The sequence below is a fragment of the Tabrizicola sp. genome, assembly GCF_016793705.1.
GTDB lineage: Bacteria > Pseudomonadota > Alphaproteobacteria > Rhodobacterales > Rhodobacteraceae > Tabrizicola.
The window spans coordinates 18,346-28,377 of sequence record NZ_JAEULO010000065.1; the positions used below are offsets into that span (position 1 = coordinate 18,346).

At 67.6% G+C, this 10,032-nt stretch carries 9 protein-coding genes; 6 read left to right on the top strand and 3 right to left on the bottom strand.

Annotated elements, in window-relative coordinates; all coding sequences use genetic code 11:
- The first annotated feature begins 83 nt into the window (after positions 1 to 83).
- The 4 genes from JNJ68_RS16425 to JNJ68_RS16440 all read left to right on the top strand — a co-directional run bounded on the left by JNJ68_RS16425 (position 84) and on the right by JNJ68_RS16440 (position 5,380).
- Positions 84 to 1,451 carry a glutamine synthetase family protein gene (locus JNJ68_RS16425; protein ID WP_294983893.1) on the top strand — a complete coding sequence of 456 codons (1,368 nt, stop codon included), beginning with the start codon at positions 84 to 86 and terminating at the stop codon, positions 1,449 to 1,451.
- A 75-nt stretch (positions 1,452 to 1,526) separates the two neighbouring features.
- On the top strand, positions 1,527 to 2,903 hold the full coding sequence (locus JNJ68_RS16430; RefSeq protein ID WP_294983895.1) for an aldehyde dehydrogenase family protein: 1,377 nt from the start codon (positions 1,527 to 1,529) through the stop codon (positions 2,901 to 2,903).
- A 4-nt stretch (positions 2,904 to 2,907) separates the two neighbouring features.
- The gene (locus JNJ68_RS16435; RefSeq protein ID WP_294983897.1) at positions 2,908 to 4,068 is read left to right on the top strand and encodes an iron-containing alcohol dehydrogenase; all 1,161 of its coding nucleotides are present in this window, start codon (positions 2,908 to 2,910) and stop codon (positions 4,066 to 4,068) included.
- A gap of 73 nt (positions 4,069 to 4,141) precedes the next feature.
- Complete coding sequence (locus JNJ68_RS16440) at positions 4,142 to 5,380, top strand: FAD-dependent oxidoreductase (RefSeq protein WP_294983913.1); 1,239 nt, start codon at positions 4,142 to 4,144, stop codon at positions 5,378 to 5,380.
- Positions 5,381 to 5,480: 100 nt separating this feature from the next.
- Here JNJ68_RS16440 and JNJ68_RS16445 read toward each other — a convergent pair whose 3' ends face one another.
- On the bottom strand, positions 5,481 to 5,693 hold the full coding sequence (locus JNJ68_RS16445) for a hypothetical protein (protein WP_294983900.1): 213 nt from the start codon (positions 5,691 to 5,693) through the stop codon (positions 5,481 to 5,483).
- Between the two features lie 126 nt (positions 5,694 to 5,819).
- Complete coding sequence (dacB, locus tag JNJ68_RS16450) at positions 5,820 to 7,301, bottom strand: D-alanyl-D-alanine carboxypeptidase/D-alanyl-D-alanine-endopeptidase (RefSeq protein WP_294983903.1); 1,482 nt, start codon at positions 7,299 to 7,301, stop codon at positions 5,820 to 5,822.
- 136 nt (positions 7,302 to 7,437) lie between these two features.
- On the opposite strand from dacB, the gene JNJ68_RS16455 reads away from it, so the two are divergent.
- Entirely contained in the window at positions 7,438 to 8,313 is an 876-nt protein-coding gene (locus JNJ68_RS16455) for a helix-turn-helix domain-containing GNAT family N-acetyltransferase (RefSeq protein WP_294983906.1), read from the top strand.
- Positions 8,314 to 8,391: 78 nt separating this feature from the next.
- On the opposite strand, the gene JNJ68_RS16460 is transcribed toward JNJ68_RS16455, so the two are convergent.
- The gene (locus tag JNJ68_RS16460) at positions 8,392 to 8,994 is read right to left on the bottom strand and encodes a nicotinate-nucleotide adenylyltransferase (protein ID WP_294983908.1); all 603 of its coding nucleotides are present in this window, start codon (positions 8,992 to 8,994) and stop codon (positions 8,392 to 8,394) included.
- A gap of 119 nt (positions 8,995 to 9,113) precedes the next feature.
- Here JNJ68_RS16460 and JNJ68_RS16465 point away from each other — a divergent pair.
- The coding region (locus tag JNJ68_RS16465; protein ID WP_294983910.1) for an ATP-binding cassette domain-containing protein at positions 9,114 to 10,032 on the top strand (919 nt) is incomplete at its 3' end.

Here is a 10,032-nt window from a genome sequence, read left to right on the forward strand (position 1 = left end):
TCGGGGCCGGGGCGCGCGGCGATTGCGCGCCCCGGCCCTCCATAATATGATCAAATTAACACAACAACAGGAATGGGTCGGCCATGCCCGGCAATCTGACGCTTGAGCAACTGAAAGCCGCCGTGAAATCCGGCGAGATCGACACGGTCGTCGCGGCCGGGATCGACATGCAGGGCCGCCTGATGGGCAAGCGCTTCCATGCGCAGTTCTTCGTCGACGGCGGCTGGGAGGAGACGCATTGCTGCAATTACCTCCTCGCCGTGGACATGGAGATGAACACGGTGCAGGGCTACAAGTCCTCGTCGTGGGAAACCGGCTATGGTGACTACACGTTGAAGCCTGACCTGCGCACTCTGCGCCGCCTGCCCTGGCTGCCGGGCACGGCGCTGGTTCTGGGCGACACGCAGGACCACGCCACCCACGCCGACGTGCCCCACGCCCCCCGGTCGATCCTGAAGCGCCAGGTCGAACGTGCCCGGGCGATGGGGTTCGAGCCGATGATGGCGACCGAGCTGGAATTCTACCTGTTCGAGAACAGCTACGAGAACCTGCGCGACGGCGGCCTCAACGCGCTGCGCACGGTGGGCGGCTACAACGAGGATTACAACATCTTCCAGACCACCAAGGAAGAGGACGTGATGCGCGCGGTCCGCAACGGGCTTTATGGCGCGGGCATCCCGGTGGAGAATTCCAAGGGCGAGGCCGAAGCGGGGCAGGAGGAGATCAACTACAAGTACTCCGACGCGCTGGATACGGCGGACAACCACGTCATCATCAAGAACGCGATCAAGGAGATTGCCTGGGCCAGGGGCAAGTCGGTGACGTTCATGGCAAAATACGACCACCGCCGGGCGGGGTCGTCCAGCCACATCCACCAGAGCCTCTGGTCGAAGGACGGCAAGCCGAGCTTCGCCGACAAGAAGGACGGGCACGGCATGTCCGACCTTATGAAGCACTATCTTGCGGGCCAGTTGCACCACGCGCGCGACCTGACCGCCTTCCTCGCGCCCTATGTGAACAGCTACAAGCGCTTCACTGTGGGGATGTTCGCGCCGACCAAGGCGGTCTGGAGCGCCGACAACCGCACCGCCGGTTTCCGCGTCTGCGGCGCGCATACCAAGGCCGTGCGGGTGGAATGCCGCATTCCCGGCAGCGACGTGAACCCCTATCTTGCCTGCGCGGCGCTGCTGGCGGCGGGCCTGGACGGGATCGAGAAGAAGATGGCGCTGGAGCCGGAACTGCGCGGTGACGTGTACTCGGCAAAGGGCATCCGCGAGATCCCCCACAATCTGCGCGAGGCGGCGGAGCTGATGAACGGCTCGAAGATGCTGCGCGCGGCCTTCGGCGACGACGTGATCGACCACTATCACCACGCCGCGCAATGGGAGATTTCCGAGACCGACCGCGTCGTCACGGATTTCGAGCGCGAGCGGCTTCTGGAACGGGCGTGACCACGCGAATGTAGGTCGGGGCGTGCCCCGACTCCTTCAAGATTGTCGGGGCACGCCCCGACCTACGAGGCAAAAATGAAACCCATCCAACTCATTTCCCCCGTCGACGGCAGCGTCTACGCCGAACGGACCCCGCTTTCCCCCGAGGCCGCCGATGCCGTCGTCGCCCGCGCCAAGGCCGCGCAGAAAGCCTGGGCCGCCCGCCCGCTGGAGGACCGCATCGCGCTGGTCAAGGCCGGGGTCGCCAAGCTGAACACCATGACCGACGTGGTCGTCGAGGAAATCGCCTGGCAGATGGGCCGCCCCACCCGCTACGGCGGCGAGTTCGGCGGCGTGAACGCCCGCACCGACTACATGGCCGGGATCGCGGCAAAGACCCTTGCGCCGGAGATGATCGAGGACAGCGACAAATTCCGCCGCTACCTCGCCCGCGAGCCAGTGGGCGTGGTCTTCATCATCGCGCCCTGGAACTACCCCTACCTGACCACGATCAACACCCTTGTCCCCGCGCTGATCGCCGGGAATACCGTGGTCCTGAAGCATGCCAGCCAGACCCTGCTGGTCGGCGAGCGCCTGGCCGAAGCCTTCCACGCGGCGGGGGTGCCCGAGGACGTGTTCCAGAATGTCGTCCTTGACCATGCCACCACCGAACGCCTGATCAGCCAGCGCAGCTTCGGCTTCGTCAACTTCACCGGCTCGGTCGGCGGCGGGCAGGCCATCGAACGCGCGGCTGCGGGCACCTTCACGCCCTTGGGGCTGGAACTGGGCGGCAAGGACCCCGGCTATGTCCGGGCGGACGCAAACCTGGACCTGGCCGTCGACGTGCTGATGGACGGCGCGATGTACAACGCCGGGCAATGCTGCTGCGGGATCGAACGCATCTATGTCCACGAATCCCTCTTCGACAGCTTCGTCGAGAAATCCGTGGCCTGGGTCGGCCAGCTGAAACTCGGCAACCCGTTCGACGCCTCCACCACCCTCGGCCCGATGGCGCACAAACGCTTTGCCCAGACCGTGCGCGATCAGACGGCGGAGGCCGTCGCCAAGGGTGCCAAGCCGCTCCTCGACCCGAAGCGCTTCGCCGATGACGGCGGCGCCTATCTCGCGCCGCAGATTCTGGTGAATGTCGACCATTCCATGCGGGTGATGAAGGAGGAGTCATTCGGCCCGGTGGTCGGCATCATGCCGGTCAAGAATGACGCCGAGGCGCTGAAGCTGATGAACGACTCGCCCTACGGCCTGACCGCCTCGATCTGGACGCAGGACTACGACACCGCCGCCGCCCTTGGCGCACAGGTGGAAACCGGGACCGTGTTCATGAACCGGGCGGACTACCTCGACCCCGCGCTGACCTGGACCGGGGTCAAGGACACCGGGCGCGGCACCTCGCTGTCCTATCTCGGGTTCCACTCCGTCACCCGGCCGAAATCCTATCACCTGAAGAAAGCCTGAAATCATGACCCACAACGTTCCCAACCGGAACTGGTCCTACCCCACCGCGATCAAGTTCGGCGTCGGCCGCATTGCCGAGCTTGCCGACCACGCGAAGAGCATCGGGCTGACCAAGCCCCTCCTCGTCACCGACAAGGCCCTCGCCAGCCTGCCGATCACCAAGGCCGCGCTGGACGTGCTGGAGGCCGGGGGCCTTGGCCGCGCGGTCTTTTCCGACGTGGACCCGAACCCGAACGAGATCAACATGGCCGCCGGGATCGAGGTCTACCTCGCGGGCGGCCACGACGGGGTGATCTGCTTCGGCGGCGGCTCGGCCCTGGACCTCGGCAAGATGATCGCGCTGATGGCGCATCAGCCGAAAAAGCTGAAGGTCTGGCAGCTGGAGGACGTGGACGACTGGTGGACCCGCGCCGACGCCAGCAAGATCGCGCCGATCATCGCGGTGCCGACGACCGCGGGGACGGGGTCGGAAGTGGGCCGGGCGGGGGTGCTGACCAACTCGGAAACCCACAAGAAGAAGATCATCTTCCACCCGAGGCTGATGCCGGCCATCACCATCTGCGACCCCGCGCTCACCACCGGGATGCCCAGGTTCATCACCGCCGGCACCGGCATGGACGCGCTGGCGCACTGCCTTGAGGCCTACAGCAGCCCGTTCTACCACCCGATGTCGCAGGGCATCGCGCTGGAGGGGATGCGGCTGGTGTTCGAGAACCTGCCGAAAGTCTATGCCGATCCGAACGACCTCGACGCCCGCGCGCATATGATGTCTGCGGCGGCGATGGGGGCGGTGGCGTTCCAGAAGGGTCTCGGCGCGATTCACTCGCTCTCCCACCCGATCGGCGCAGTCTACAACACCCATCACGGCACGACCAACGCCGTCGTGATGCCGATGGTGCTGGATTTCAACCGACGCGCGGTGAAGGACCGGCTGGCGCAGGCGGCGGCCTATATTGGCATCAAGGGCGGCTACAAGGGCTTCTACCAGCGCATCCTGGACCTGCGCCAGACGCTGAACATCCCGGAGAACCTGACGAAACTGGGGGTGAAGGACCCCGAACTCGACATGCTGACGAAGATGGCGCTTGAGGACCCGTCCTGCGGCGGCAACCCGGTCAAGATGACGAAGAAGAACACCCGCGCGCTTTACGAGGCGTGTCTGTAGGGTCGGTGCCAACCCACCATCCCGGCGATAAGCATGGAATGGTGGGTTTCGCCCACCTATGACGCAAGTCGCAATGCTGACACGGGAAACCACAGAGATCGCCGTGATCGGCGCGGGCGTGGTGGGCCTCACCATCGCGCTGGAACTGGTCGACCAGGGCCATGACGTCACATTGGTCGACCCAGGCCAGCCCGGCATGGGCGCCAGCTACGGCAACGCAGGCACCATCGCGGGTTACGCCACCAGCCCGGTCGGCACGCCCGAGGTGCTGCGGTCGCTCCCTTCGCTCATGTTCTCGCGCACCTCGCCGCTCGCCATCCGGCACCGGGCCTTGCCCTCGCTCGCCCCCTGGCTCTTCCGCTTCCTCTGGCAGTCGCTCCCCGCCCGGGCCGAGCGCAATTCCCGCGCGCTTGCCGCACTCCTGTCCAATGCCGCCGACCTCTGGGACGACCTCGCGCTGCGTGTCCAGGGCGCGGGCATCCTGCAACGGCGCGGCTGCCTTTACCTCTACGAGACCCCCCAGGCGCTCGCCGCCGCCAAGGCCGAGCTGGACCGCCGCCGCGCCCTGGGGGTGGAGGTCGAGTTGATCGGTCCTGACCGCCTGACGGAACTGGAACCGACCCTGCCGCCGCAGGCCGGGGCGGCCTTCTTCACCGGGGCGACCTTTCTGGACGATCCGGGCCGGATGATGGGCCTGATCGCCGACAGCGTGCTCCAGAAGGCCCGCCACCTGCAAGCAAGGGCGGAGCACCTGACCCGCGGCCCGGACGGCGTGGTGATCGAAGGTCCCGGCCTGCACCTGCACGCGCGCCGTGTGGTGATCGCCGCCGGGGCGCACTCCCGCAGGCTGGCACGGCAGGCGGGCGACCGCATCCCGCTCGACACCGAACGCGGCTACCATGTCGAATGGGACATGGCCAAGCCGCTCCTGAACCGCCCCGCCTGCCCCACCGCGCGCGGTTTCTACCTCTGCCCGATGGCCGGACGGCTGCGCGTCGCAGGCACGGTCGAGCTTGGTGGGCTGAGCCTGCCTCCCTCGCCCCACCGCCTTGCGAAACTGGTCGAGGGTGCCCGCGCCTTCTTTCCGGACCTCGGACCTCCGGACCGCGAATGGCTGGGCTTCCGCCCCTCGATCCCCGACAGCCTGCCGGTGATCGGCCCCTCGTCAGGCGGGTCGGAGGTGATCCACGCCTTCGGTCACGGCCATATCGGCGTGACGCTCGCACCCGTCACGGCACGGATCGTGGCGGGGCTCCTCTCCGGCGCCAACCCCGGCGCCGACATCACGCCGTACAGGGCGAACCGGTTCTGATGGCTGCAAAAAGCGGAACGCCTGGCGGTTCGTCCGCCAGGCGTCCGGAATCAGTCAGGACGGGCCGCGCCGTAAGGCGGAAAGCCCGGCTCCTATAACGTCACTCGGGCACTTCCTCATCGTCGTTGCCGCAGGCGATGGCGCAAAGCACGACCAGCCCCACGACGACCGGAACGATCCAGCCCGAGCGCGGCGATTCGGCAACGACTTCCGGCTGCCCCTCTTCCACCACGACGACCGGCCCGCCAGCCATGGCAGCGGTCGAACTGAGCGCGAAGGCCCCGGAAAGCAGCGTCGCGACGATTTTCTTCATGGTCCAATCCCTTCGATTGTCGGCCAAAGATTGCAATAGACGAATACTGCCATGTCTCGACCGGATTGCAAGGTCGGCGAACCGGGGCGTGCGCAAGGATCTGGCGGGTGTCTCCCGTCCGCCATATCAGGCATAGAGTCCGGCCCAGCGGTTGATCAGCTGGCCCTGCAACCGGCGCGCGCGCGACGTCCAGCCCTTGCCGCCCTCGGGCTCTTCGCGCAAGGCGATCGGCACCGCATCGCGGCGCTCCGGGTCGCCCGAGAAGATCGCGAAGACCAGTTCGCGCGCCCCTGATCCGGGCGGCACGATATGTCCCGCCAATCCCGAGACGAAGTTCAGCGTGCCCGACTTCGCCAGCACCTTGACCGGATGACCCTTGATCACCTTGCCCTTGTCGTCCTTCATGCCCATGTCGCGCAGGATCGGCTTCAGCCCGCGCTTCTCGCGCTCGGCCTGCGCAAGGACCCTGGCCATGCCCGCCGCCGTAACCCGTGACCGGCCGCCCAGGCCCGAATGATCGTGCATCTCGAAACTGGCGCCGAAGGTCGCACGCACCCAGTCAGACTGCACCTTGCCCGACGCCTCCAGCGACGATTGCCCGGACGCCGTCAGCCCCACGCATTCCGCCGTCAGGTTGGTGGAGAACTTCAGCATGTCGCGCAGCACGTCGGGCAGGGGCTCGCTCTCCACCCGCCCGATCTCGTCGCCCGGCGGGACCGAGGCAACCCGCTCGCCCACCTCCAGCCGGATGCCCTGAGCGCGGGCCAGGGTGCGGAACACCTCGGCCACATAGGCGCCGGGGTCGCGCACCGGCAACCAGCGGCTGCCGCCCTTGCCCAAGGCGCCGGAGGCCACCGTCCATTCCTCGACCCGTCCCGGCGCATAGGTGAAGAGCGGCGCATCGCGGGTCGCCACGTCCACCCGCACCATGTCGACGCCGGGCAGGAAGCGTTCCCCTCGCGCATCGACCGAGGTGCGCCATTGGCCATCCACCCGCTTCCACTCGAAATAGGCGCGGTTGAAGTTCAGGTTCAGCCCCGAGACGGCGGCATTGTAGCCGACATGCGCGGGCTGGTCCGCCGCAATCTCCTTCAGCCGGGGCAGCGCGCCGTCCCAATACAGCAACCGCCCCGTCGCGCCCTTCAGCCCGGCCTTCGCCAGTCGCGCCACCAGATCGCCCAGCTGGTCGGTCTGCAAGGTCGGATCGCCCCCGCCCGCCAGCACGATGTCGCCCTGCACGATGCCGCCGCGCAGCGGCCCGGTCGCCAGAACCCGTGTCGCAAAGCGATATCCGGCCCCCAGCTTCTCCAGCGCGTAAAGCGAGGTCACGGCCTTCGCCACGCTGGCGGGCGGCAGGGCCAGGTCGGGCTCCCGCGCCTCCAGCACCGCGCCGGTCCGGGCGTCCAGCAGCACATAGGCGACCGAGGCCGCCCCGAGCTTCGCCGCCGCGATCAGCTCGGACGCATCCAGCGGCCCCGCTATGAGACGCGCCGCTGCCTTGCCCCCGCGCGCCACCGGACGGGGCGAGGAATCCATCCCCTCGGCCCCCGCCGGGAAAGCCGCGCCCGCCAGCAGCCCGGCCAGCATCATCCGCCGCGTGATCACCATCCACCCACTCCGTTTCCCGGGTGATAGCCGCATCCTTGCCGATTCCGCCAGCCCGACTTCCCCAGCCTGGATCGCGCTTGCGTGAACAAGAGACCTGACTATAGTCAACCAATATGCCTGACCAAGGTCCGACACCATGCTCGACCCCATCGCTCGCCTCCGCCGCTTCAACCGCGCCGTCACGCGGGAGGTGGGTGTGCTCGACACCTCCTTCCTCGGTCGGGGCCGTCCGCTCGGGGCCGCTCGCGTGCTGCAACTCGTCCAAGCCGAGGGCACCGATGTCGCCCTGATCCGCGACCGGCTTGCGCTCGATTCCGGGCTGATGAGCCGCTTCCTGCGCAGCCTCGAACGCGAAGGCCTGATCACCACCGCGACCGACCCCGCCGACCGGCGCCGCCGCATCGCCCGGCTGACGCCGCGAGGGCAGGAAGAAATGGCCGCCTACGACAGCATCGGCCGCGACCGGGCTGCCCGTCTGATCGCCCGCGCCAGATCGCGCGCCGGCGAGGTGGTGGCCGCGATGGACCTGATCGCCACGCTTCTGAACCGCGACCAGCTGGCGATCCGCCCCGCCGACCCGGATTCCCCCGAGGCGCTGGCCTGCCTGCAGGCCTATTTCGACGAACTTGTCGCCCGCGTCCCCGCCGCGCAGGCGGGCATGTTCAGCCTGCCCGACCCGCAGTCCGACAGCTACCGCCCGCCAAAGGGCCGCTTCCTGATCGCCTGGTCCGACGACCTGCCCGTCGGCTGCGTCTCGCTTCGCCCGCTTGACGGCACGGTTGCCGAGGTCAAGCGGCTCTGGGTCCACGACAGCGCCCGCGGCCAGGGCCTCGCCCGCCGCCTGATGACCGCCATCGAGGACGAGGCGAAGGCGATGGGCGTGGGCCTGCTGAAACTCGACACCAACTCGGCGCTGACCGAAGCGCTGGCGCTGTATCGTGCGACTGGCTGGACCGCGACCGCGCCCTACACCGGTACGCCCGCCGATACCTGGCTGGAAAAGGCGCTCTGACCGACCCCTCCTCGTTCGCCTCCGGCTCCTCGTCGGTGATCTTGCGACGAGAAGCCGAAGGCGAACGAGGAGCCGCTGCTACCGCCCCGATTTCCACCCGCCCTTCGCCCGGATCTCTGTCGACGAAGCGTCATTCATCGGCAGGTTCACGAAGGCCCAGACCGGCGGCTTGCGCCCCCGCAAATTCTCGCCCCGGTCGACCTGATGCACCCGGAACGCCCGCGCCGCCACGCTGGTCCGCGCCGCCACGCCCGACCCCGGCCGCGCCAGCACCCCCACCGCGACGCTTCGCAATATGTCCCGCCAGCGCCCCCACTTGTGGAACTGCACCAGGTTGTCTGCCCCCATCAGCCAGACGAAGGTGACGCCCGGATAGATCGCCTTCAGCCGGGTGATCGTGTCATAGGTCGCCCGCGTCCCCAGAGCCGCCTCCAGCGCGGTGATCTTCACCCTTGGGTCGCGCATCACCGCCCGTGCCCGCGCCATCCGATCTTTCAGTGGCGCGGGTTGCCGGGCCTTCAACGGATTGCCCGGCGTGACCAGCCACCAGACCTGATCCAGCCCCAGCCGCTTCAACGCCTCGCGGGTGATATGCACATGCCCCTCATGCGCCGGATCGAACGACCCGCCGAGCAGGCCAATCACCATGCCCTTCGTCGCCACCGGAAATCCCGCCCGCATCACCCCTCCGTCCAATGCGGCCAGAAAACCCCAAGCCCCGCCGCCGCACAAGCCCGCCAGACGTTGCAGCCCCGCGCCTTCGTCGCTACATACGCCCCAACCCCCGAATGGAGCGCCCGATGGCCAGCTATCAATACGTCTATCACATGGAGAACGTCTCCAAGACCTACCCCGGCGGCAAGACCTGCTTCGAGAACATCCACCTGAACTTCCTGCCCGGCGTGAAGATCGGCGTCGTGGGCGTCAACGGCGCGGGCAAGTCCACGCTCCTCAAGATCATGGCCGGGATGGACAAGGACTTCAAAGGCGAGGCCTGGGCCGCCAAGGGCGCCAAGGTCGGCTACCTGGCGCAGGAGCCGCATCTCGACCCCAAGCTGACGGCGAAGGAAAACGTCATGCTGGGCGTGGCCGAACAGCAGGCGATCCTCGACCGCTACAACGAACTCGCCATGAACTACTCGGACGAGACGGCGGACGAGATGGCCGCGCTGCAGGACCAGATCGACGCCGGCAACCTGTGGGAGCTTGAGGCCACCGTCGGCGTCGCGATGGACGCGCTGCGCTGCCCGCCCGACGATGCCGACGTGACCACGCTTTCCGGCGGGGAACGCCGCCGCGTCGCGCTGTGCAAGCTGCTCCTCGAAAAGCCCGACATGCTGCTTCTCGACGAACCGACCAACCACCTGGACGCCGAATCCATCGCCTGGCTGCAGAAGCACCTGATCGACTACAAGGGCACCATCCTGATCGTCACCCACGACCGCTATTTCCTGGACGACATCACCGGCTGGATCCTGGAACTCGACCGCGGCCGCGGCATTCCTTACGAGGGCAACTACTCCGCCTGGCTCGACCAGAAGGCCAAGCGGATGGCGCAGGAAGCCCGCGAGGACAAGTCCAAGCAGAAGGCGCTGGAAAAGGAACTGGAGTGGATCCGCTCCGGCGCCAAGGCGCGGCAGGCCAAGGGCAAGGCCCGCCTCAACCGCTACAACGAGATGGCCGGCCAGACCGTCACCGAACGCGCCACCACCGCGCAGA

Bases quoted from the DNA above. Each gene is read 5' to 3' on its own strand.
- JNJ68_RS16425 (WP_294983893.1), top strand. From the start codon at position 84: ATGCCCGGCAATCTGACGCTTGAGCAACTGAAAGCCGCCGTGAAATCC.
- JNJ68_RS16430 (WP_294983895.1), top strand. From the start codon at position 1,527: ATGAAACCCATCCAACTCATTTCCCCCGTCGACGGCAGCGTCTACGCC.
- JNJ68_RS16435 (WP_294983897.1), top strand. From the start codon at position 2,908: ATGACCCACAACGTTCCCAACCGGAACTGGTCCTACCCCACCGCGATC.
- JNJ68_RS16440 (WP_294983913.1), top strand. From the start codon at position 4,142: ATGCTGACACGGGAAACCACAGAGATCGCCGTGATCGGCGCGGGCGTG.
- JNJ68_RS16445 (WP_294983900.1), bottom strand. From the start codon at position 5,693: ATGAAGAAAATCGTCGCGACGCTGCTTTCCGGGGCCTTCGCGCTCAGT.
- dacB (WP_294983903.1), bottom strand. From the start codon at position 7,301: ATGGTGATCACGCGGCGGATGATGCTGGCCGGGCTGCTGGCGGGCGCG.
- JNJ68_RS16455 (WP_294983906.1), top strand. From the start codon at position 7,438: ATGCTCGACCCCATCGCTCGCCTCCGCCGCTTCAACCGCGCCGTCACG.
- JNJ68_RS16460 (WP_294983908.1), bottom strand. From the start codon at position 8,994: ATGCGGGCGGGATTTCCGGTGGCGACGAAGGGCATGGTGATTGGCCTG.